At 63.2% G+C, this 20,958-nt stretch carries 25 protein-coding genes; 13 read left to right on the top strand and 12 right to left on the bottom strand.

The genetic code is table 11. From position 1 onward, the window contains the following. The first annotated feature begins 160 nt into the window (after positions 1–160). Positions 161–910 carry an NYN domain-containing protein gene (locus FJ414_RS04185; protein ID WP_140641551.1) on the top strand — a complete coding sequence of 250 codons (750 nt, stop codon included), beginning with the start codon at positions 161–163 and terminating at the stop codon, positions 908–910. A gap of 7 nt (positions 911–917) precedes the next feature. Continuing rightward, a complete protein-coding gene (locus FJ414_RS04180; protein ID WP_140641549.1) occupies positions 918–1,469 on the top strand; it encodes an ankyrin repeat domain-containing protein in 552 nt (183 codons plus the stop codon). Positions 1,470–1,494: 25 nt separating this feature from the next. Here the strand turns inward: FJ414_RS04180 and FJ414_RS04175 are convergent, their stop codons facing one another. Beyond that, on the bottom strand, positions 1,495–2,022 hold the full coding sequence (locus FJ414_RS04175; protein ID WP_140641547.1) for a gamma carbonic anhydrase family protein: 528 nt from the start codon (positions 2,020–2,022) through the stop codon (positions 1,495–1,497). A 19-nt stretch (positions 2,023–2,041) separates the two neighbouring features. Continuing rightward, positions 2,042–2,386 (bottom strand): hypothetical protein, encoded by a 345-nt coding sequence (locus FJ414_RS04170; protein WP_140641545.1) that lies wholly within the window; start codon positions 2,384–2,386, stop codon positions 2,042–2,044. Positions 2,387–2,496: 110 nt separating this feature from the next. Between FJ414_RS04170 and FJ414_RS04165 the strand changes: the two genes are divergently transcribed. Both FJ414_RS04165 and FJ414_RS04160 read left to right on the top strand, forming a co-directional pair. Further along, positions 2,497–3,225, top strand: a complete 729-nt coding sequence (locus tag FJ414_RS04165) for a hypothetical protein (RefSeq protein WP_140641543.1) — start codon at positions 2,497–2,499, stop codon at positions 3,223–3,225. Between the two features lie 171 nt (positions 3,226–3,396). After that, on the top strand, positions 3,397–4,635 hold the full coding sequence (locus FJ414_RS04160; protein WP_140641541.1) for a cytochrome P450: 1,239 nt from the start codon (positions 3,397–3,399) through the stop codon (positions 4,633–4,635). A gap of 362 nt (positions 4,636–4,997) precedes the next feature. Here FJ414_RS04160 and FJ414_RS04155 read toward each other — a convergent pair whose 3' ends face one another. From FJ414_RS04155 to FJ414_RS04130, 6 genes are all read right to left on the bottom strand, one after another. Further along, positions 4,998–5,342, bottom strand: coding sequence for a cupin domain-containing protein (locus tag FJ414_RS04155; RefSeq protein WP_140641539.1), 345 nt, complete (start codon positions 5,340–5,342; stop codon positions 4,998–5,000). A 1-nt stretch (position 5,343) separates the two neighbouring features. After that, entirely contained in the window at positions 5,344–6,624 is a 1,281-nt protein-coding gene (locus FJ414_RS04150; RefSeq protein ID WP_140641537.1) for an O-acetylhomoserine aminocarboxypropyltransferase, read from the bottom strand. A gap of 162 nt (positions 6,625–6,786) precedes the next feature. Beyond that, entirely contained in the window at positions 6,787–7,308 is a 522-nt protein-coding gene (locus FJ414_RS04145; RefSeq protein WP_140641535.1) for a CoA-binding protein, read from the bottom strand. After that, complete coding sequence (locus FJ414_RS04140; RefSeq protein ID WP_246672293.1) at positions 7,305–8,084, bottom strand: GNAT family N-acetyltransferase; 780 nt, start codon at positions 8,082–8,084, stop codon at positions 7,305–7,307. Before FJ414_RS04140 ends, FJ414_RS04145 begins: the two co-directional genes overlap by 4 nt. Then, positions 8,065–8,847, bottom strand: a complete 783-nt coding sequence (locus FJ414_RS04135) for an AAA family ATPase (protein WP_140641533.1) — start codon at positions 8,845–8,847, stop codon at positions 8,065–8,067. The genes FJ414_RS04140 and FJ414_RS04135 overlap by 20 nt, the downstream gene beginning before the upstream one ends. A 44-nt stretch (positions 8,848–8,891) precedes the next feature. After that, entirely contained in the window at positions 8,892–9,713 is an 822-nt protein-coding gene (locus FJ414_RS04130; protein ID WP_140641531.1) for an enoyl-CoA hydratase, read from the bottom strand. 136 nt (positions 9,714–9,849) lie between these two features. On the opposite strand from FJ414_RS04130, the gene FJ414_RS04125 reads away from it, so the two are divergent. The 3 genes from FJ414_RS04125 to rpsI all read left to right on the top strand — a co-directional run bounded on the left by FJ414_RS04125 (position 9,850) and on the right by rpsI (position 11,479). After that, entirely contained in the window at positions 9,850–10,314 is a 465-nt protein-coding gene (locus FJ414_RS04125) for a PaaI family thioesterase (RefSeq protein ID WP_140641529.1), read from the top strand. 230 nt (positions 10,315–10,544) lie between these two features. After that, on the top strand, positions 10,545–11,009 hold the full coding sequence (gene rplM / locus FJ414_RS04120) for a 50S ribosomal protein L13 (RefSeq protein ID WP_140641527.1): 465 nt from the start codon (positions 10,545–10,547) through the stop codon (positions 11,007–11,009). Then, positions 11,009–11,479, top strand: a complete 471-nt coding sequence (gene rpsI, locus FJ414_RS04115; protein WP_140641525.1) for a 30S ribosomal protein S9 — start codon at positions 11,009–11,011, stop codon at positions 11,477–11,479. Before rplM ends, rpsI begins: the two co-directional genes overlap by 1 nt. Before the next feature lie 125 nt (positions 11,480–11,604). Here rpsI and FJ414_RS04110 read toward each other — a convergent pair whose 3' ends face one another. After that, on the bottom strand, positions 11,605–12,513 hold the full coding sequence (locus tag FJ414_RS04110) for a LysR family transcriptional regulator (RefSeq protein WP_140641523.1): 909 nt from the start codon (positions 12,511–12,513) through the stop codon (positions 11,605–11,607). 95 nt (positions 12,514–12,608) lie between these two features. Here FJ414_RS04110 and FJ414_RS04105 point away from each other — a divergent pair, with 95 nt between their 5' ends. Further along, positions 12,609–13,481, top strand: a complete 873-nt coding sequence (locus FJ414_RS04105; protein WP_140641521.1) for an aldo/keto reductase family oxidoreductase — start codon at positions 12,609–12,611, stop codon at positions 13,479–13,481. A 200-nt stretch (positions 13,482–13,681) separates the two neighbouring features. Here the strand turns inward: FJ414_RS04105 and FJ414_RS04100 are convergent, their stop codons facing one another. Together FJ414_RS04100 and FJ414_RS04095 are read right to left on the bottom strand one after the other, a co-directional pair. After that, positions 13,682–14,740, bottom strand: coding sequence for a glycerophosphodiester phosphodiesterase family protein (locus FJ414_RS04100; RefSeq protein ID WP_140641519.1), 1,059 nt, complete (start codon positions 14,738–14,740; stop codon positions 13,682–13,684). 166 nt (positions 14,741–14,906) lie between these two features. Beyond that, the gene (locus FJ414_RS04095; protein WP_140641517.1) at positions 14,907–16,121 is read right to left on the bottom strand and encodes an acyltransferase; all 1,215 of its coding nucleotides are present in this window, start codon (positions 16,119–16,121) and stop codon (positions 14,907–14,909) included. Positions 16,122–16,246: 125 nt separating this feature from the next. Between FJ414_RS04095 and speB the strand changes: the two genes are divergently transcribed. The 4 genes from speB (at position 16,247) to FJ414_RS04075 (ending at position 19,449) form a co-directional block, all read left to right on the top strand. Next, entirely contained in the window at positions 16,247–17,248 is a 1,002-nt protein-coding gene (gene speB, locus FJ414_RS04090; RefSeq protein ID WP_140641515.1) for an agmatinase, read from the top strand. Between the two features lie 29 nt (positions 17,249–17,277). Beyond that, positions 17,278–18,210, top strand: coding sequence for an N-acetyl-gamma-glutamyl-phosphate reductase (argC, locus tag FJ414_RS04085; protein ID WP_140641513.1), 933 nt, complete (start codon positions 17,278–17,280; stop codon positions 18,208–18,210). A gap of 6 nt (positions 18,211–18,216) precedes the next feature. Next, positions 18,217–19,050 (top strand): aminoglycoside phosphotransferase family protein, encoded by an 834-nt coding sequence (locus FJ414_RS04080; protein ID WP_140641511.1) that lies wholly within the window; start codon positions 18,217–18,219, stop codon positions 19,048–19,050. 84 nt (positions 19,051–19,134) lie between these two features. Then, positions 19,135–19,449, top strand: a complete 315-nt coding sequence (locus tag FJ414_RS04075; protein WP_140641509.1) for a hypothetical protein — start codon at positions 19,135–19,137, stop codon at positions 19,447–19,449. A gap of 3 nt (positions 19,450–19,452) precedes the next feature. Here the strand turns inward: FJ414_RS04075 and FJ414_RS04070 are convergent, their stop codons facing one another. Further along, on the bottom strand, positions 19,453–20,544 hold the full coding sequence (locus FJ414_RS04070; protein ID WP_140641507.1) for a COX15/CtaA family protein: 1,092 nt from the start codon (positions 20,542–20,544) through the stop codon (positions 19,453–19,455). Positions 20,545–20,695: 151 nt separating this feature from the next. Here FJ414_RS04070 and FJ414_RS04065 point away from each other — a divergent pair, with 151 nt between their 5' ends. Further along, positions 20,696–20,911 carry a DUF2842 domain-containing protein gene (locus tag FJ414_RS04065; protein WP_140641505.1) on the top strand — a complete coding sequence of 72 codons (216 nt, stop codon included), beginning with the start codon at positions 20,696–20,698 and terminating at the stop codon, positions 20,909–20,911. Positions 20,912–20,958: the final 47 nt, after the last annotated feature.

The raw sequence follows: 20,958 nt of genomic DNA, 5'->3' as shown, positions 1-20,958 counted from the left end.
GGTTTTAGGAGCCGGCCCCTGTCCCCGGGGCCGGCTCCGCTGTTTCCGACGATACGCTTCCGATGGCCTGAATTTCTGTTTGGGGGGCCTTCTGCTACAACAGAAGACAGCGCGAAACTCTTCTCCTGTTTGTCTGCGCGCCAACCGAGGGATGTTCTGTATGCCGAACGAACCCCGATCACCTCGCCTTGCGGTTCTTATCGACGCCGACAACGCCTCCGCGAAGATTGCCGACGGACTGTTCGAGGAAATCGCGAAGATCGGCGAGGCAAGCGTTCGCCGCATCTATGGTGATTTCTCGAACGCCCGGTCGAAGAGATGGGCAGAGGTTCTGTCGAAGCACGCGATCATTCCGCAGCAACAATTCGCTTACATCACGGGCAAGAACGCTTCCGATATCACACTGGTGATCGACGCGATGGATTTGCTGCACAGCGGCCGGTTCGACGGTTTCTGTCTGGTTTCTTCCGACAGCGACTTCACTCGCCTTGCCTCGCGGATACGCGAGCAAGGCGTCGACGTGTTCGGATTTGGGGAGCAAAAGACCCCAGAGAGCTTCCGGCAGGCGTGTCGCCGTTTCGTCTATACCGAAAACCTTCTCCATGGCGCGGAGAACGCTCAAGATACTGCTCCTGCGACGAAGCCGCTTCAGGCGCCGACGGCAGCTACGCCCATTCTGAAGAAGGTCATCGGCCAGATGGAAAGTGAGGATGGCTGGGTGCTCCTGGGCACCTTTGGCAAGCAGCTCTCAAATCTCTTTTCCGATTTCGACCCGCGTACCTACGGCTTCAGCAAACTGAGCGATCTGGTAAGGAAAACGGCCGCCTTCGACATCGAAAATCCCAAAGGCGGGTCCATGCGGATTCGGGTCAAACCTGCCGAGAAGAAAGGAAAAGGCAAATCCGGGTAACGCGATCATGTTAGAGATCCCTGAAGACCGATGCGAGCGCGCCAAGCTGTTCCGGGCGATCGACGACGCCTTTAAAGCAGGTGATTTCGAGACCCTTGGCAAAGCGCTTGGTGAAGCGCCGCGCTGGTTCGACGAGAGGATGCCGTTCGAGCTCGGCCTTGGTCATCCGCTGGAATATGCGATCTACTGGAGCCCGGCCGCGTTCATCACCGCCTTGCTCGATGCCGGGTCGAACGCGAACTATGAAGATCCCGCCGGCTTTCCTTCGATCATTGCGGCGTTGTCGACGGAACGGCCGGACAGGCTGGATGTCGTCCACATCCTGCTTGGACACGGCGCCGACCCGGATATGCGCGGCGTGAACGACTGGACGCCCCTGCACTATGCGGTGTCCCGACGTGACGCCGACGCGATCCGTCTGTTGCTCCTTTCAGGCGCGGACCCGTCGCTGCGGACTCGCATCGACGACTATGAGACGGCACTGGAAGGCGCCGAGCAGGCCGGCTTCGAGGCCGGCGCCTTTCTGCTGCGTGAAGCGATGAACAATCGCCGCGGATGACCACGCGCGAAGCGGGCCGCCGCCGTCACACCGTCTTGAGCTTAGCCTTGAAGCGTTTGGCATTGGCGACATAGTGGGCCGCCGAGACGCGCAGCCGTTCGATCGCCGCCTCGTCCAGTGTCCTGATCACCTTGGCGGGCGAGCCGACGATCAGCGAATTGTCAGGAAAAACCTTGTTTTCGGTCACCAGGGCGCCGGCGCCGACCAGCGAGTTGTTGCCGATCCTGGCGCCGTTCAGCACGATGGCGCCCATGCCGATCAGGCTGTTGTGGCCGATCGTGCAGCCATGCAGCAGCGCCCTGTGGCCGATCGTGCAGCCTTCGCCGATGGTCAGCGGAAAGCCCGGATCGGTGTGCATGATCGTATGTTCCTGCACATTGGTGTCGGCGCCGATCGCAATGAGTTCGCCATCGCCGCGGATGACGGTGCCGAACCAGAAGCCGGCGTTGCGGCCGATCCGGATATTGCCGATCAGCGTCGCGTCGGGCGCGATCCAGTTCGTATCGGCGTCCTCGAACTCAGGCGCTTTCCCATCGATCGCATAGACCGGCATTTTTCGTCTCCGATTCGTCTCAACCAGCGAATTCGAAAGACCCTAGGTTGGCGGTCGCCCAGGATGCAATGGCGATGAGCACGACGCCGAGCGCCAGCGCCCAGACGATGGCCGTGCAGCCGCAGGACAACAGCGCCATCGTGCCTATGCGGCCCTCACGCCGGGCGGCCAAAGCCTCGTTGGTGAGCATGAACGGTCCGGCGCAAGCCGTTGCCGCCAGCGAACGCAGGATATGGACAGGCGAAACATAAGGCTCGGCAAAGGCCAGGCGCCGGCCTGACAGCAGTTCCATGGCCGATCCGGACAGTCCGCAGGCCGTTAGACCAACAGCAAAAGCGTAAAGAACAAGCACAACGGGATCCATGTTTACCAACCGTTTACCATGAAAACGCACAGTCGTGCCAACGCGCTGCAAAAGCCATGCCGCGCAGGCTGTGCCGCCGAAGGACAGGTGGGCGGATCGGGAAAGAGCAAATGAGAGACGCAACGGCTGCCGAGAGCGCGGAGTTCCAGGTCGTCGACTCGACCTTGATGAGGCGGGTCTTCTACGTTTTCGCGGCGCTGGCGCTGCTTTCGGTGGCCATCAGCGTCGGCGGCAAATGGCTCGGCCGGTCGATCGCCATGGCCGGCTATACGGATGACATGACGGTGCGCCAGATCGTCATGGGCAACAATCTGATCAGCGTGCCGGCAAACTTCATCCGCTTCGACCAGGCCAGGCGCGACGGCATCGCCTCGCGGCTCGACCTCTACCTGCGCTATCCCGAAATGGACGGCTACAGCACGGCCGCGCGCGACGACTTCAACCACGCGACGACCAGGAAGATCATCTTCCTGTCGTTCGAGCCGCGGATGATGTCGCGCGACATGAGCGGCCGGTTCGCGCCGATCTACAGCGCCCTGGTCGAAAAGCCGGGCACGCCCGGTCCGGGCGGCACGACGGTTTACGCCTTCACGGAAAAATCAGGCTGTCTCAACGAGGTTCTGGCCGTCGCCGAACGTCCGGGCAAGGATCCGTTCGTCGCCCGTTGCCTCAGCGGTCCGAGCGCGGAGGAATCGCTGGCGCCCTGCGAGCGCGACATCCAGGTCGGCGACGATCTCAGCCTCACCTATCGCTTTCCGCGCGAGCTGCTCGCGAATTGGCCGGCGCTCGACGCGGCGATCGCCGCTAAGGTCGCGAGCATTCTGAAGACGGGCCACTGACAACTCACCTCATCAATTAGCCGGCCATCAAATCAGATCATTTCGGCGCGCAACCGACGACGATCACATTCATCGAACATCCTTCCAAGCCCGGCTGGCTCAACGCTTCGGCTTCACGGGCGCCTAGATACGGTCTGGCATCGGACTGACAAGGCGCGCTAATAGTCAACCATGATGCCAGCCTACCTTGCCTTCGACCCCGCCAGCCGCCGCCTGCGTCTCGACCCGCACGAGCCAGCCTTCGTGCAGAATCCTTACGAGGCCTACGCCTTCCTGCACGGCACTGCCAACGCCTTCTTCTGGGAAGACTACGGCTTCTGGTGCTTTGGCGGCTTCGACGACGTCAACCGGCTGTTGCGCGACCGCCGTTTCGGCCGCCAGAACCCGGCGGGGATTCCCGACAGCCGCGGCGTCGGCGACGACCGTTCGCATCTCGCGGCCTTCGACGCCATCGAGGCCAATTCCATGCTGGAACTGGAGCCGCCGGTGCATACGCGGCTTCGCACGCTGGTCAACCGCGCCTTCGTCTCACGCCAGGTCGAGCGGCTGCGGCCGCGCATCGAGGTGCTGGCCAACGAGTTGATCGACCGCTTTGAGCCAAACGGCGTCGACCTTCTGCCCGCCTACGCCTCGCCCCTGCCGATCACCATCATCGCCGAAATGCTCGGCGTTCCGACCGAGATGGGGCCGCGACTGCTCGACTGGTCGCATCAAATGGTCGCCATGTACATGCATGGCCGCACGCGCGAGGTCGAGGACACGGCCAACCGCGCCGCGCGCGATTTTTCCGACTTTCTGCGCGGCTACGTGGCCGAGCGCCGCAAGAAGCCCGGCGACGATCTGCTGTCGCTGCTTATCGAGGCCCAGGACAACGGCCAGAAACTCTCGGAAGACGAGCTGGTGTCCTCGGTCATCCTGCTTCTCAACGCAGGCCACGAAGCGACCGTGCACCAGACCGGCAATGCGGTGCGCTCGATCCTTGCGCAAGGCGGCGATCCGCGCCGCTTCTTTGCGACACCCGAGGCGAATGTCGCGACCGTCGAGGAATGCCTGCGCTTCGATGCGCCGCTGCACATGTTCCTGCGCTATGCCTATGAGGAGATCGAAGTGTCGCCGGGCATTCTGGTCAAGCCCGGCGAGGTGGTGGCGCTGCTGCTCGGCATGGCCAATCACGACCCGTTGGCGTTTGCCGAGCCCGACACCTTCAATCCGGCCCGCTCGCACCAGAAGAATGTCTCCTTCGGCGCCGGCATCCATTTCTGCATCGGCGCGCCGCTGGCCAGGCTGGAGTTGCAGGTGTCGCTGAAGACGCTGTTCGATCGGCTGCCGAAGTTGCAACTCGCCGACGAACCGCGCTTTCGCGATACTTATCACTTCCACGGGCTGGAAAGGCTTGTTGTCGAATACTGATACCAAGGCGCGGTCGATCCCGAGGGGCCACCTGTACACTGCTGGCAAGCGGATAAGGCGTGTCGATCACTCCGACATCACGATATTTCAGCCTCTGATCAAGACGTGTACTTGCAGCAGCATAAGAGCGCCAAAAAAGAAGGCAAGAGCTGGAAAGAACATTACCCCAAACCAAAACCTTATCGGGTGCATATCTCTGAGATAAACTCTGCCCCGGGCAGGATAGATTCCTGATTTTATCGCCGGGTAGCCAACGGAAACGAAAAATTTGATAAGCCAGACATCAAGAACAGCCATCACAGCGAAGATAAATATGTCTCTCATGTCGACACTTTCGACAAAGGAAGATCCCGGCACATCGTTCAAAGCTTGATCACATATTCCTTGCGCGTCGTTTCCAGCACTTCCCATGTGCCCTTGAATCCTGGCCGCAGCACGAAACTGTCGCCGGCCCGCACGGTGCGCGCCTCGCCGCCATCCTCGGCGATCACCGAGACGCCGGACAGGATGTGGCAAAACTCCCATTCGTCATAGACGATGCGCCATTTGCCCGGCGTCGCTTCCCAGAAGCCGGCATAGAGGCCGGCGTCGCCCTCCTCGACATTCCAGGTGCGGAATTTGGGATCACCCGAAATCACCCTGTCCGGCGGCGGTGCGCCGGCCTCCGGTTCGACGGTATCGGTGTTGACCGCAAGAAAGGCCGACATATCAGACCTTGCCGAGCGCTTGCTCGAGATCGGCGACGATATCGTTGACGTCCTCGATGCCGACCGAAAGGCGGACGGTGTCAGGTCCGGCGCCGGCCTTGACCTTCTGCTCGTCGGAAAGCTGGCGGTGCGTGGTCGAGGCCGGATGGATGACCAGCGATTTGGTGTCGCCGACATTGGCGAGGTGCGAGAACAGTTCGAGCGCCTCGACGAATTTGATGCCGGCCTCGTAGCCGCCCTTGAGGCCGAAGGTGAACACCGCGCCTGCGCCCTGCGGCGAATATTTCTTCTGCAGCGCGTTGTTCTTGTCACCTGGAAGGCCGGGATAGTTCACCCAGGCAACCTTGGGATGGTCCGACAGCCAGCCGGCAACGCTCGCGGCATTGTCGCAATGACGCTGCATCCTGAGCGGCAGCGTTTCCAGGCCGGTCAGGATCAGGAAAGCGTTGAAGGGCGAGATCGCCGGACCGATGTCGCGCAGGCCGAGCACGCGGGCGGCAATCGCGAAGGCGAAGTTGCCAAAGGTCTCGTGCAGGACGAGGCCGCCATATTCAGGGCGCGGCTCCGACAGCATCGGGTATTTGCCGGACTTCGACCAGTCGAAGGTGCCGCCGTCGACGATGACGCCGCCAATCGAATTGCCGTGGCCGCCGATGAATTTGGTCAGCGAGTGCACGACGATGTCGGCGCCGTGCTCGATCGGCCGGACCAGATAGGGCGAGGCCAGCGTGTTGTCGACGATCAGCGGCAGGCCGTGCTTGCGGGCGATGTCGCCGATCTTCTCGATGTCGACGAAGACGCCGCCGGGATTGGCTAGGCTCTCGATGAAGATCGCCTTGGTCTTGTCGTCGATCTGGCTCTCGAAGGTCGCAGGATCGTTTGCTTCTGCCCAGCGAACTTCCCAGCCGAAGTTCTTGAAGGCATGGCCGAACTGGTTGATCGAGCCGCCATAAAGCTTGTTGGCGGCGATGAAGTTGTCGCCCGGCTGCATCAGATTGTGGAAGACGATGACCTGCGCGGCGTGGCCCGAAGCGACGGCGAGCGCCGCCGTGCCGCCTTCCAGCGCCGCGACGCGTTCCTCGAGAACCGCCTGCGTCGGATTCATGATGCGGGTGTAGATGTTGCCGAAGGCCTTCAGCCCGAACAGCGAGGCGGCATGGTCGGCATCGTCGAAGACGAAAGAGGTGGTCTGATAGATCGGCGTGGCGCGGGCGCCGGTCGCCGGATCGGGCTTGGCGCCGGCATGAATGGCTAAAGTGTTGAAACCAGGCGTACGGGTCATCGAAACCTCCCTCTCCTAACCTTTCGAAAATCGCCGGGCATTCATGCCGAAGCGCGCTCGTGAATGCAAAGAAGAAAATACCTTTCGGCGTGCGATCTGCGACGAACGCCAGGAAAAAATCCAAATTCTTCCCGGAATAATTTTGCGCGAATTACCGCGCGCCTATTTCTGCCTTACGCCCAAGCTCTGGAACCCCTGGCGCATCAAGGGTTTCTTCGACGACAGCACGCCGGAATTGACGCCGGTCCAGCCGATCTCGCCCGACAGCTTGCCGTATTCGATCTTCGGACAGCGGTTCATCACCACCTTGATGCCGGCAGCTTCGGCGCGCGCCGCCGCATCGTCGTTGCGCACGCCAAGCTGCATCCAGACGACCTTGGGCAACGGGTCGAGCTTCAGCACCTGGTCGACAATGCCCGGCACTGCCGCCGAAGCCCGAAAAACATCCACCATGTCGACCGGATGCGGCAGATCGGCCAAGCTGCCATAGACCGTCTGTCCGAGAATCTGCTTACCGGCGTGACCGGGATTGATCGGCACTACCGAAAAGCCTTTGGCCAAAAGATATTTCAGCACGAAGTAGCTTGGCCGCACATCGTTGGGCGAGGCGCCGACCATGGCGATCGTCTTCACCGAATTCAGGATGCCGGCGATGTAGCTGTTGTCGTAGGTATCGTGGTTCATGCTGCGACGGTCTTCCTGCGGTAATGGTAACGATAGAGTTCCCGGCTGAAGCCGAGAGAAGCATAGAGTGCGCGGGCGGGCGTATTGTCGACAACCACCTGCAGGCAGCCCGCCTTGGCCCCCGCTCGCTTCGCCCAGCCGATCAGCCGGCCAACCGTCCTGCGTCCGAACCCCTGCTGCCTGAATCTGGCGTCGGTTTCAACCGCCTCGACGACAAGCAGCCCGTTGCGGATGACGCCAAAGGCAAAGGCGACGACTTCATCGTCGCGCGCGGACGATACGAATGCCTTGTCGCCCGCAATCAAACGCGTCATCTCGCGAAAAACCCGCCGTTCCGCGCCGTCATAACCGCCCGTGCGAAAGCGTGCCTCGAACCAGCGCTCGCTTGGCGCCGGGGAAACCGTGACGTCGTCGTAGCCGCCTCCCGCGAGCGCGTCGATATCGGCATGAAGATGGATCGTGCCGCCTTCCCTGCCGTAACCGCGACGGTCAAGCTCGGGCTCCAGTTCGGCGGCGATGTCGGGGATGCGAAACAACGGCGTCTGGCCGTGGCCGGCATAGAACGCTTCAGCGGCATCGATTACCTTCCCCGGCGCGCCGCGTGTGCCGCGCAAGGGATTGGCGGAATTGCTGCGCCGGATACGGCCGCCCGAGCGCCGTAACAGCCAGCCATTGGCAACGATCTCGAGCGCCGAAGGCCATGCCTCGCGACACGCCTGCTCCATCCGCCAGTTGAGATCGTCCTGTGCCATTTGCTCACTGCAACTCATCGTCATCCCGCAGCGCCTCCTCCAAAAAGGTTCCAGGATCGCTGCAGAAATCGCGCATCATGCGAAAATGATCGGTGTCCTGAAAATCGATGCGGTCGAGGCCGAAGCGGCTGATGCGAAAAAGCCGCGCGTTCGGGCAAGCCATCAGCAGCGGCGAGTGCGTGGCCATGATCACCTGCGCGGTGCCGGACCGCTCCATGCGTCGAAGCAGTTTCAGCAGTTCGATCTGGCGCGTCGGCGACAGCGCGCTTTCCGGCTCGTCGAGGATATAGATGCCCTGTCTGCGGCAACGCTCCTCGAAGAAGCGGATAAAGCCCTCGCCATGCGACCATGACAGGAAATCGGGCGGCGCCGCCCCAACATCCAGTGCGGCTCGGTCGAGATAACGCGATACGGAGTAGAAGGATTCGGCGCGAAAGAACCAGCCAGCAGTGACCTTGGGAAGCCAGTGGGCGCGGAGCGTGGCGCCGAGTGCAGCACCGCTTTTGTCGACAGCACGCGAATGGTCGACCGGCATGTAACCTTTTCCGCCGCCCGCCTCGTCATAGCCGGCCAGCGCGCCGATGGCTTCAAGCAGCGTCGATTTGCCGGTGCCGTTCTCGCCGACGATGACGGTGATAGCGCTCGTGAATTCGAACTCGAATTCGCGATCCCGGAAGATCGGCAAGTTCCAGGGGTATTGCTCCCAGTCTGAGACGCGCGACGGCTCAAGCAGGATGCGCTTGAGATAGGGCGCTTTCAGCCGCGTCAGTTGCTTGCGGGCAGCCACGTCGAACCTTCAGCGATGGGATGGCGCGGCTCCATTCAAGCCGGCTACTCGTCGGTCCATTCGGGCTTGCGCTTACCGATGAAGGCGCCGATGCCTTCCTCGGCGTCACGCGCCAGCATGTTTTCGACCATCACCCGGCCGGTATAGGCATAGGCGTCGGCGAGCCCCATTTCGGCCTGGGCGTAGAAGGCTTCCTTGCCGGTCCTGACCACCAAGGACGATTTGGAAGCAATGGTTTGCGCGTATTTGTTGACAACCTGATTCAGATATTCGCGCGGCACGATGCGGTTGATCAGGCCGAACTCCTTGGCGGTCGCCGCGTCGATCGTTTCGCCGGTGAGCAGCATCTCCATCGCCTGCTTGCGCGAGACGTTGCGCGATAGCGCCACCATGGGGGTCGAGCAGAACAGGCCGATGTTGACGCCAGGCGTGCAGAAACTCGCCTCGTGCGAAGCGATGGCAAGGTCGCAGCTGGCGACCAACTGAAGGCCGGCGGCTGTGGCGAGACCGTCGACCTCGGCGATCACCGGTCTTGGGTGGCGCACGATCGTCTGCATCAAGGTTGCGCAAGCCGCGAAGGTCTTTTCGAAGAACGCCTTGCCCCGATCCGGCTCGGCGCGGTGCGCCGTCATTTCCTTGAGGTCGTGACCGGCACAGAACACCTTGCCGGATGCCGCCAGGATGATGACGCGCACGGATCTGTCGGCCTTGACGCGATCGAACTCAGCCTGCAGCGCCGCCATCGCCGCCAGCGACAACGCATTGGCCGGCGGGTTGGCGAGTGTGAGGCGCAAGATGCCCTTGTCCTGGCTGACAAGAACAGGGCCGTCGGTGACGGCGGGCTTGATGGCGACGACTTCGGCCACTTTCAAAACCTCGTGCTCATGGAGCAACAGAACTAGCACGCTGCCGGTTGAAGAACAGCCGCGAGACGTGTTTTCTCCGTCGCACCGTTTGGTCCAGGCGCACTGCCCGGAACTGCTCATCATATAGGACGCGCCGATGCCAGCCCAAAGCAATCTGAAGCCAATGCTCAACGCGGCGGAAGTCAATGCGCTGATGGCAAGCGTCTATCCGCAGCTCAACGACAATTTCACCTCCTATGAGGCGATCGATGTGTTTCCGGGCGGCTGCACGGTGCGGCTGAACGCCGACGAGCGGCATCTGCGCCCCGGCGGCACGGTCTCGGGTCCGTCGCTGTTTACGCTGGCCGACATCGGCGGTTACGTCTGCGTGCTCAGCCACGCCGGGCCTGACGCGCTTTCGGTGACGGTCAACCTCGACATCAACTTCATGCGCAAGGCCGAGGCCGGTCCGATCGACGGCCATTGCCGCATCCTGAAGCTCGGCAAGAGCCTGATGGTGTTCGACATCGACATCGTCGCAGGCCCGGACGGTCACACCGTCGCGCACGCCACCGGCACCTATTCAATCCCGAGGAAGCGGGAAAACGATGTGGTAAAATAATACCACTATACCAAGCTATTGTTTTTGCTTTACTTTATCCGCGCAACTCGTTTTCGATTGCCTTGACGCATCAGCCGCCCTCGCCTATAAGTCGACCCGAAGCAGCGGCCCGTAACGGCCGCCGTTTTGTTATTGACGGGGGCGGCTCCGGCTCTCCCGTCAATCCAAGCAACAAGAAACGCCTTCTCTTGTCCCTCGTGGACGGGAAAGGTCAACCTGAGAGCAAAACCATGGCTACCTTTTCGCAGAAGCCTGCGGATGTGGTGAAGAAGTGGGTGCTGATCGACGCCGAAGGTCTCGTCGTCGGTCGTCTGGCCACTGTCATCGCCAACCATCTGCGCGGCAAGCACAAGCCCACCTTCACCCCGCATGTCGATGATGGCGACAACGTCGTCGTCATCAATGCAGACAAGGTGGTGTTCACCGGCAAGAAGTACACCGACAAGGTCTACTACTGGCATACCGGCCATCCCGGCGGCATCAAGGAGCGCACCGCGCGCCAACTGCTCGAGGGCCGTTTCCCCGAGCGCGTCGTCGAAAAGGCCGTCGAGCGCATGATCCCGCGCGGCCCGCTCGGCCGTCGCCAGATGAAGAATCTCCGCGTCTATGCAGGCGCCGAGCATCCGCACACCGCCCAGCAGCCCGTCACGCTCGACGTGGCCAAGCTGAACTCCAAGAACAAGAGGGCTTCGTAATGGCTGAGCTTTCCTCGCTCGCAGAACTCGGCACCGTCGCCGCGCAGCCGGCCGCGCCCGTGCATGTCCAGAAGCTCGACAAGTCGGGCCGCGCCTATGCCACCGGCAAGCGCAAGAACGCCATCGCGCGCGTCTGGGTGAAGCCGGGCTCCGGCAAGATCACCGTCAACGACAAGGAATTCGCGAGCTATTTCGCGCGTCCGGTGCTGCAGATGATCCTCAACCAGCCGATCGTCGCGGCCAACCGCGCCGGCCAGTACGACATCGTCGCCACCGTCATCGGCGGCGGCCTCTCCGGCCAGGCGGGTGCTGTGCGTCACGGCATCTCCAAGGCGCTGACCTACTATGAGCCGGGCCTGCGCACGGTGCTCAAGAAGGGTGGCTTCCTGACCCGCGACAGCCGCGTGGTCGAGCGCAAGAAGTACGGCAAGGCGAAGGCTCGCCGCAGCTTCCAGTTTTCCAAGCGCTAAGAGGCGCTTGGGGCCAAGTTTTCCTAGCGCTAAAGAGCGCTTGGGGCCAAGTTCTCGAAGCGCTAAGCGTTACGGGTTCCAGCTTTCCGAAAGGCCGCCTTCGGGCGGCCTTTCTTTGTTTTCCGTCACCAATGTCCGGCTGGCGTCTTGATGTAGTCGATGAAGGCGCGCAGCGGCGCCGGCACCAGCCGGCGTCCGGGATAGTACAGAAACGGCCCGGAGAATTCCTGCCACCACGGCTCCAGCACGGGTTCCAGCGCGCCGCTCTCGAAATGCGGGCGCACCCAGTCCTCGAAGAGCCAGAGAATGCCGACGCCGGCGATCGCCGCATCGATGGCGAGATCGACGCCACCACCGATGCTGATGACCAATGGCCCCGTGGTATCGACCCGCACCACCTCGCCGTCGCGCTCGAATTCCCAAAGCGTCATGACCCCGCTCGGAAAGCGACCGCGCACGCACGCATGCCCAAGCAGGTCACGCGGGTGTTGCGGCCGGCCGTGCCGATCGAGATAGGCCGGAGAGGCGGAGGTGGTGAAGCGCTGGACGCGTGGCCCGATCGGCACCGCGATCATGTCCTGCTCCAGCCGCTCGTCATAGCGGATGCCGGCATCGCAGCTGGCCGCCAGCAGATCCACAAAGTTTTCCTCCGCGATCACCTCCAGCCGGATGGCCGGATAGGCCGCGAGAAATCCCGGAACGATTCTTGGCAGCACCAGCCGAGACGCGCTGATCGGGACGTTGAGGCGCAAGGTGCCGGCGGGCCGGTCGCGAAAGCCGTTCACGACATCAAGCGCCGCTTCGACCTCGCCCAGCGCCGGGGCAAGCCGGGCTAGCAGGCTGGCGCCCGCCTCGGTCAGGGCGACACTGCGCGTTGTACGATTGAAGAGCCGCACACCAAGTTGGGTTTCCAGACGGCGGATGGCTTCACTGAGCACGGACGCGCTGCCCGCCGTCACGCGGGCCGCTTCGCGAAAGCCGCCGGCGCGTGCCACTGCCATAAATGCCTGGAGATCGTTGAGATCAGCCGCCATTGTTCTTAATTCCGCACAGGTCGTGCTGGTTATACCCGGTTATCGGCACAGCGGCCATGTCCTATCTCCCTCGCCGACAGCGAAGGAGAACCACGATGTCCAGCGTAGACAAATCCGGCACTTACAAACTCGGCGACCGCTCCGTTCATCGCATCGGCTATGGCGCCATGCAGCTTGCGGGCAAAGGTGTGTTCGGTCCGCCGAAGGACCATGACGCGGCCATCGCCGTGCTGCGCGAAGCGGTGGCGCAAGGCGTGAACCATATCGACACCAGCGATTATTACGGTCCGTACGTCACCAACAAGCTGATCCGCGAGGCATTGGCGCCCTATCCTGACGACCTCACCATCGTCACCAAGATCGGAGCCCGCCGCGGAAGCGATGCCTCGTGGCTGCCGGCCTACTCGCCCGAGGAACTGACGCAGGCCGTGCACGATAATCTCAGCAATCTCGGGCTCGACGCGATCGAAGTGGTCAATCTGCGCATCATGTTCGACACCCATGGCCCGGCGGAAGGCTCGATCGAGGCGCCCCTGGCTGCTCTTGCCGAACTTCAGCGCAAGGGCTTGGTGCGCCATATCGGCTTGAGCAACGTTACCCGCGCGCAGATCGCGGAAGGCCGCAGGATCTGCGACATCGTCTGTGTGCAGAACCAGTACAATCTGGCGCACCGGGACGACGACGCGCTGATCGATGAACTGGCGCGCGACGGCATCGCCTATGTGCCGTTCTTCCCGCTCGGCGGATTCAGCCCGCTGCAATCGTCGGCGCTGTCGGGGGTCGCAGAACGGCTTGGCGCGACGCCGATGCAGGTGGCGCTGGCGTGGCTGCTGCAGCGGTCGCCCAACATCCTGCTGATCCCGGGCACATCGTCGGTCGGGCATCTGCGGGAGAATCTTGCTGCGGCGGAGCTGGAGCTGTCGGCGGATGTGCTGCGGGCGTTGGAGGGCGTGGCGAAAGCGGCGTGAGGTCGGCGCTATCACCCCGCCCGCGCCTGCGGCGCGACCTCCCCATCAAGGGGAGGTAGGGCGCCGAGCCATACGTTCGAAGATCCGCTTAATCTCATCGACTTCGCAGGCGTAGCGAAGAGGAGTTCGCACGACGCTCTACCTCCCCTCGATGGGGAGGTCGGCGCGAACCGCCGGGTGGGGTGAAGCGCCAGCGCGCTCTAATTAATACTCGCCGTATGCGCCGGCTCAGCCTGCTTGCTCTCCGTCGGATAAGGCACCCGATAACCGTTCACCGTCAGCCACCCGATCGCCGCTTTCGGCTCGTCGGTCTGGATGATGGTGGCGCCGCGGTCGACCCAAAACCCCCAGGCTTCGCGCGGCAGGCTGGCGGCGACGGCGAGTTCGTCGCCGCGCCCGCCGGCAAGGAAGCCGCCCGGTTTGTTGACGATGGCGTAGGTATCGGCCCAGAGATGCCAGTCGCCGCGGGCCGCTTCCGCCCGCATATGGTTGCCGAACAGCGGACCGCCGGTCGAAGTCAGCGTCTCGGCACCGTTGCGCCAGTTGATCAGCTCGATGGCATGCGGCGCGAACGCCTTGTCGACCTCGCCGGCGAAAGCTGCATCGTGGACAGCGTCGTCGGCGAGGATCGGCATGAACTGGAAGCCGCCGCCGGCCTTGGCAAGCGCTGCGCTCGCGGTGTCAATGCGCTGCCGATTCCAGAGGTTCTCCTTGACGATCACCTGATCGGCCATGCCGAGATCGCGCGCCTCGGCGATCATGCCCGGCAGGTCGGTCACCTCCAGCTTGTTGTCGAGGTTGATGAGGATCCTGTCCCTGGTCGTGAGCAGCATCTCGCGCAGCGTCGACACCGGCTCATTGGTGACGGCGCCCGTGCCCTCGATCACCAGCCGGCATTTCTTCAACTCGGCAAGCGTGTATTTCACCACCTCGCCCTTGCACGTGGTCGTGCGGTCGAGCCAGCTGTCATGCATGATGACGAACTCGCCGTCTCTCGCGCGTCGGACGTCGACCTCGACGATCTCGGCCCCGATCGCGATCGAGCCCTCGACCGCGGCCAGCGAATTCTCGGCGTAGAGCGTCTTGCCGGCCTGCATGCTGCCGGCGCGATGCGCGGCGATCATCACATGATCGCGCCACTGGTTGGCATGCTCGAAGCGGTCGAGGATTTGCGCGGCGCGCGTCTCGCCGGCTAAACCTTCGCCGGAGATTGCGGCAAGCGCGATGGACAGAAGAAGGCTCAGCCAGAGTGTTCGCATCGGGGAATCGCTCCGTTCCGGGTCGGAACCCGGTTAGGCGATGCCCATGACAGGCCGGTGAACGAAGCCGGCTAGTTGTTTCCTTGTTTGGCGCAATTCCGGACGGAAAGGCTACGGCGAAGTCGCCGAACCTGACCGCTTCACATTTTTCCTGGAATTGCTTGGGTCAAATCCGCTTGGAAAGGCGGCGGAACCAGGCGAGCGCGGGCATCTCGACGAAGCGCCAGGTGAACCAGGACGCGACGATGACGGCGATCAGCATGGCGATCAAAGCCGCGAAGCCGATCCAAGGCGAGCCAGTGCCGAAGCCGGTCGCATGGTCGCCGCGCAGCATCAGGTCGCCGGCGATGCCGAGCCCGAGCTTGCGCTCGATCAGGCCGGCGGCATTGATCATGCGCGCCTGGACGAAGATGTGGACCATGTAGATCGAATAGGAGAGCGAGCCGAGCAGCAGCATGGGCCGGCTGCGCAGCAGGGCGCTGCCCCATCCGCCCTCATGGGCAAAGAGATAAAGCGCCAGCGCGAAGACGACCGGCGCCGCAATACCAAGGTCGTTGGCGCCGGCAATGGAGACGAACAGCGCGATCCCAGCGATCATCGCCAACTCGGCCAGCGTCCAGGCGAGACGCCCTGCCCCGCCGCTCAAGGCCTGTCGCGCCTCTGCAATGGAATCGTGCTGAAACCAGGCAAGCAACGCACCGAGCGAGAAGCCGTAAAGGCAGCGGATGAAGCCGAAATCGAAGGACACGTCCATATGACGCGTCGAGACCGCAAGCAGGAAAAGGGGCGCCGTCACCGCGGCGGCAACGAACCATATCCATGCGCGCTGCCCGGCGGTGAAGACGACGGCGGCAAACAGCAGATAGGTGAAGAACTCGGCAGAAATGCTCCAGCTCGGCGCGTTCCAGCTCAGATGATCCTCGACCCCCATGCCCTGCAAAAGGAAGAGGTTGGCGACGAGGCTTTTCAGGTCGAAGCCTCCGGTGAAGGGCGCGGGTCCCGTTCCATGCAGCGCCGGCAGCACGAGCCGCAGTGCCTCGAAGCCGGCGAAAGCGGCAAGCATCAGGAGATGCAGCGGATAGATGCGGCCGAAACGGACGAGCGCGAACCGTGCAAGGTCGCCCTGACCGGCGAGCCGGCCGCCATAGGCGCTGGCGATGACGAAGCCGGAGAGCACGAAGAAGAAATCGACGAACAGATAGGAGCCGCCGACAAAACCGCTCTGCGATACCATCGAGGTCGTCGGGAAGTGGAACAGCGCCACCAGCAGCGCGCAGATGCCGCGCCAGGAATCCAGCACCAGGAAGCGCGCGCCGGCCGCCGTGCCGACACGGGTCGCCGCGGGCGCGGATGCAAGGTTGAGCAGAGCCGTCTCGGCCATAATGATACAGATCCTGTGTTGGCGTGGCACTGGCCGAGCGCCGCTTCGTTTCCGCAAGCTGTGACTGGCATGTTGCGTGCCGGTTCTGTAGTTGTGGCTGCCCCGATGAAAACCGAGGATTCCTGATGGCGAACAACGAGATCGACCATGCCTTCACCGCCCGTTCCAAGACGGGCGCGTCGTTCGAGCCGACCTATGCCGGCGCGCTGTCGTTCATGCGGCGCAAATACACGAAGGACGTGAAGGGCGCGGACGCTGTCGTGTGGGGCATTCCCTTCGACGCCGCGGTCACCAACCGGCCGGGCGCGCGCTTCGGGCCGCAGGCGATCCGCCGTGCCTCGGCGATTCTCGACAACGATCCGCAGTATCCGTTCTCGCGCGACCTGTTCGAGCACCTCTCGGTGGTCGACTATGGCGATTGCCTGCTCGACAGCGGCAATCACCAGAAGACCCCTGGCACGATCGAGCGCGAGGCGGCCAAGATCCTGAAATCAGGCGCGTTCCTTTTGACGCTCGGCGGCGACCATTTCGTCACCTGGCCGCTGCTCAAGGCGCACGCCGCGATCCACGGGCCGCTGGCGCTCGTGCAGTTCGACGCGCATCAGGACACCTGGCCGGATGACGGCAAGCGCATTGACCACGGCTCCTTCGTCGCCCGCGCGGTGAATGAAGGCATCATCGACCCCGATCGCTCGATCCAGATCGGCATCCGCACTCATGCACCGGACACGTTCGGCATAAAAATCCTCTATGGCCACGAGGTCGAGGAAATGCGCGCCTCCGACATCGCCTATGCGATCGTCGAGCGCACCGGCGGCAAGAAGACCTATCTCACCTTCGACATCGACTGCCTCGACCCGGCCTTCGCGCCGGGCACCGGAACGCCGGTGGCAGGTGGCCCCTCCTCGGCCAAGATGCTGTCGACGCTGCGCCAGCTCGGCCAGATCGACATCGTCGGCGCCGACGTCGTCGAGGTTGCACCGGCCTATGATCATGCCGATATAACGGCGATCGCCGGATCGATCATCGCCATGCACTATCTCGGCCTGTTGGCGGAGCGAAAGGCGCGGCTCGACGAACTGAGCAACGGCAATCATGTAGCAGTAAATCACGCCAACGGCATATAACATTGGAATCGCAAGGAATTTGGCAAGCGATGAAACCGAAAATCTTCATTGACGGCGAACACGGCACGACGGGCCTGCAGATCAGGGCACTGCTGGCCGACCGCGGCGACCTGGAGATCATCTCCATCCCGACGGAACGCCGCAAGGAGGCCGCCGCCCGCGCCGAATTCCTCAGCGCGGCCGACGTCGCGATCCTTTGCCTGCCGGATGCGGCGGCCAAGGAAAGCGTGTCGCTGATTACGAACGACACCACGAAGGTGATCGATGCCTCGACCGCGCACCGCGTGGCCGAGGGCTGGGAATATGGCTTCGCGGAAATGGACAAGGACCAGGCGAAGAAGATCGGCAGCGCGAAACGCATCGCCAATCCGGGCTGCTGGCCGCAAGGGCCGATCGCGACGCTGCGGCCGCTGGTTGCAGCCGGCCTTCTGCCTGCCGACTTCCCGATCACCGTCAACGGCATCTCCGGGTATTCCGGCGGCGGCCGGCCAATGATCGAGGACTATGTCGGCAAGGGCGAGGACGCGCCCGAGTTCCTGCCTTACGGGCTGACGCTGCAGCACAAACATGTGCCGGAGCTCCGCACCTATGCGAAGCTGTCGCACGATCCGATCATGCAGCCGGCGGTGGGCAATTTTGCGCAAGGCATGATCACGGTGGTGCCGCTTCAGCTCGGGGGTCTCGACCTCGTGCCGACAGGCGCGGAGCTTCACGCGGCGATCGCCGATCACTATGCGTCGATCGACGGCGGCGTGGTCGAGGTCGCGCCCTACACGCATATGGAGCGCATGCCGGAAATCGATCCGGAGGCCTATAACGGCACCAACCGGATGAAGGTCTACGTCTTCGCCAATGACGAGCGGGCGCAGGCGCTGCTGATGGCCGTCTACGACAATCTCGGCAAGGGCGCGTCGGGTGCCGCGGTGCAGAATCTCGACCTGATGCTCGGCATCAAGCACTGAGCGGTCATGCAGGCGTTCCCTGGGCGCTGGAAGGTCAGCGCTCCCGAACTCATTGCCGAGACCTTTTCCAGCCGGATCTGGAAGGTCGTGCGGGACGATGGCTCGGTTGCCATCGTCAAGGATCTGAAACCCTTCGACGACGTCGCGGACGAGTTGCGCGGCGAGCATTACCTCGCCTGGCGGCGCGGCGAAGGCGCGGTGCGGCTGCTCGGCCGTGACGGCAATTGCATGCTGCTCGAATATGCCGGCGACAGGCTGCCTTCCGAACATCTTGCGGAGCATGGCGACGCTGCCGCGACGGCGATTGCCGCCGAGGTCATGACCAGGCTTTTCTCGCCTTCGGAGTACGCGCCTCCATCGGACCTGCAGCCGCTGCGGGAAAGGTTCGCAAGCCTGTTCAAGGCGGCAAGGGCCGACCGCGATGCCAACCGGGAGACCCTTTACGTCGACGCGGCGCCGATCGCCGAGCGGCTGCTTGCCGATCCGCACGCAGTCCGCCCGCTGCATGGCGACCTCCACCACGACAACATCTTGTTCGGGCCGCGCGGCTGGCTAGCGATCGACCCCAAGGGCGTGCTTGGCGATCCCGGCTTCGACGCGGCGAACATGTTCTACGATCCGCTCGACCGCGACGATCTCTGCCTTGGTCCACAACGGATCGCGCATATGGCCGAAGTGTTTGGCAAAACGCTCGGACAGTCGCCGCGCGCTATCCTCGACCATGCGATCGCCTATGGCTGCCTGTCGGCCGCGTGGCATCGCGAGGACAAGAACGCGGTCGACGAGAACCGCGAGCTGGCCGTGGCCGAAGCCGTTCGAAAGGTTCGGTCGCAATTCTGATCATCGAGGCAGGACCGACCGCGGTAACCGCCGATTCACCATGATCGGCTATTGATGGAGTCGGCCCTCCTCAAAGGAATTCCCATGGTCAGCGCGATCTCCAGCTCCGTCCAAGCGGTGCAATACTCTTCGTCCACCTCGTCCGACAGCGAGGCCCAGGAGGCCGACCTCGAAAAGCAGATCCAGGCCCTGGAAGATCAGGCCAAGGCCGCCCAGGACCAGGTCGATGCCGCCAGGCTGCAGCAGCAGATCGCGGCGCTGGAGGCCAAGCTCGCCGCGCTCAAGGCGGCCGACGCGAAAAAGGCCGATCAGGACCAGTCGACGACGTCCGCCGCCGCTGCGCGCCAGGCGGAATTCGACAACGAGACGACGACCCAGTCGCACCTGTTCTCGATGTGACCGTCAGCTCTTGACGGTAATCTCCGTCGGAAGCGGGTAAGCGCCCTTGGTGCCTCGCCAATGCGCGGCGGCGAAGCCGAGCAGGACAAGCGCGATCGCCTGATGCGTCAACGCCATGTGCAGCGGCACCTGCATCAAGAGCGTGCCGATGCCGATCGAGGCCTGGACCACCACCAGCGCGAACAGAAGCGTGGCCCGGCGGGCATGGGTGGTGCCGGGCTGGCGCCGCCATGTCGCGATCATATGCCAGAGCGCCACGGCAAAGATGGTATAGGCGCCCAGCCGGTGGACGAACTGCACCGTCTTCGGATTTTCGAAGAAGTTCAGCCAGGCGGGCTTCAGGAGAAGCAGGTCGGACGGGATCACCTTTCCATCCATCAGTGGCCATGTGTTGTAGGAAAGGCCGGCGTGCAGCCCGGCGACCAACCCGCCAAGATAGATCTGGACCAGCGCGAGAAGCACGATGAAACCGGCGAGCCGCTGCGTCGACCGGTCGGCGGCGGGCTCCGAATGCGGCGCCAGCCCGCGCGCGACCACCATCGTCGCGGTGAAGATCAGCGCGGCAAGCGTCAGGTGCGTCGCCAGCCGGTACTGGCTGACCGAGACGCGGTCGGCCAGGCCGGAAGCCACCATCCACCAGCCGATTGCGCCCTGCAGTCCGCCCAGCAGAAGGATGCCGACGAGCTTCAGTCCAAGGCCTCGCTCGATGCGGCGCGCCGCCCAGAAGAACAGCAGCGGCAAGGCAAAGACCGCGCCGACGCTGCGCGCCAGGATGCGATGTGCCCACTCCCACCAGAAGATCGACTTGAAGTCCTCGACGCTCATGCCCTTGTTGATCTCGGTATATTGCGGGATCTGCTGGTAGCGCTGGAACTCTTCCTGCCATTCGACGTCGTTGAGCGGCGGGATGACGCCGTGAATCGGCTGCCACTCAGTGATCGACAGCCCCGAGCCAGTGAGCCGAGTGGAGCCGCCGACAAGCACCAGCGCGAACAGCACGAGCAGCACGACGTAAAGCCAGCCACGCACCAGTGCGCGGTTCTGGAGGTCGCGGTCTCGAGCGGCATAGGGGGCCGTGGCGGTGAGGGCAGCCATAGGCGTTTTTCCGGTCGTTGAAGGCTGAAGTGGTGGACCAAGGCCGTCCAACTGGCAAGACCGGACAGCGCGGCACGCCGTCGCGCCGGGCCGCGACGGTTGCGCGCTTTCTTCATTCGGCCTAAGCGGAGCGGGTCAACGGAACCGCGACATGCCCATTCGCCTGAAAAAGCTGATCGGAACCATATTGCTGGTGGCGCTGATCGTCATCTACGCGCTGATCGCTTCAGCCGTTGCGGTCACCAGGCTCGCCGAATACGGGCCGACGGCGCATCTCCTCTTCTTCCTGCTCAGCGGCTTTCTCTGGGTTCTGCCGGCCATGGCCATCATCAAATGGCTGATCATCGAGCCGCGCCCGAAGGGCTGATCCTCGCCGGCGCCGGGCAAGCAAAAACACGAATGTGATTCAGACGT

This window comes from Mesorhizobium sp. B3-1-6 (assembly GCF_006439555.1).
Taxonomy (GTDB): Bacteria; Pseudomonadota; Alphaproteobacteria; order Rhizobiales; family Rhizobiaceae; genus Mesorhizobium.
Note: the sequence above shows the minus strand (reverse complement) of the source record. Positions and strands in the feature narration are given on the sequence as shown.